Origin of the sequence: Massilia frigida (assembly GCF_011682175.1) — a bacterium.
GTDB classification, from domain to species: Bacteria; Pseudomonadota; Gammaproteobacteria; order Burkholderiales; family Burkholderiaceae_D; genus Telluria_A; species Telluria_A frigida.
In genome coordinates, this window is sequence record NZ_WHJG01000135.1 from 1 (window position 1) to 989 (window position 989).

The following is a 989-nucleotide window of genomic DNA, read 5'->3' on the forward strand; positions in this document are numbered from 1 at the left end:
ATGCGCAGCTTGCCGCTGGCGACGACGGTGGACGAGGTGGAGGCGCTGTTGCCGTGGAATTTGCATAGCCATGATTTAGCCAGCGAAACGGTTCCCTGAACAGCCTGGGGTTCATGGGGCACTTACGGATATCCAAACAAGATGACCCATTCGACGACACGATTGAGGATGGAGGAAAGCTTAGGCCGCTGCCGGCGGATGAACAAGCTTGGCTGCGGGACGCCCTGCTTACATGTGACCACACCGAAACGATCCTCATACACGCACTCGCGCTCGCAACTGGTGCAAGGATTCAAACAGTCCTCACCTTCCGGGTGAAGACCGTCAATTCACCGATACGAGGCAGTGGCCTGGTGCGGATTTTAGCCGGCCCCCATCGCGGTCACAACACGGGGATCGATACGAAGAACAATAAATGCATTACTCTCCAGGTACCGGACTGGCTGTACTTCGACTTACAAACATACGCTGGAAGTGATCGGGCGCGGCGCCGGCGGAAGAAGGCGCCGGGTGGCGACCATCCGGACCAGTATCTGTTCCTTAGCCCTCAGGGACTGCCTCTTTACGTAGCCAAGCAGGACCAACATTACGGAGAGAGATTAAGCCGCCACAAGAAGCGGGGACAAACGGTGCGCGCGTATATTGCAAAGTACATAATCCCTCACGTCCGGCGTTCACACTCGCCAACGTTTAGCTATCGCTTTCACGACTTGCGGGCAACCTTCGGTATGAACCTCATGGACGCGTGCAAGAAGCGGATCGAAGCTGGGGAAATTACCTATACCGCTGCACTCAATATGGTCTCAGGACGCATGTGCCACTCTTCGCCCGTTATTACCGAACGCTATTTCAACTACCACTACTGAGCCTCTTGCAAAACTAGCGGAACGGATGAAAATTGCTTGGCAGCGCAAGCGAAAAGGTGGGGGTGGGCGCCCATTTCTGGCATGATTTAGTTTCTAACGCTTAATCAAAACGCCCACACCATG

General features: G+C 54.9%; 1 protein-coding gene. It reads left to right on the forward strand.

From position 1 onward, the window contains the following. The first annotated feature begins 113 nt into the window (after positions 1-113). Entirely contained in the window at positions 114-866 is a 753-nt protein-coding gene (locus tag F2P44_RS34340; protein WP_167094562.1) for a site-specific integrase, read from the forward strand. The last annotated feature ends 123 nt before the right edge of the window (positions 867-989 follow it).

Bases quoted from the DNA above. Each gene is read 5' to 3' on its own strand.
- F2P44_RS34340 (WP_167094562.1), top strand. From the start codon at position 114: ATGGGGCACTTACGGATATCCAAACAAGATGACCCATTCGACGACACG.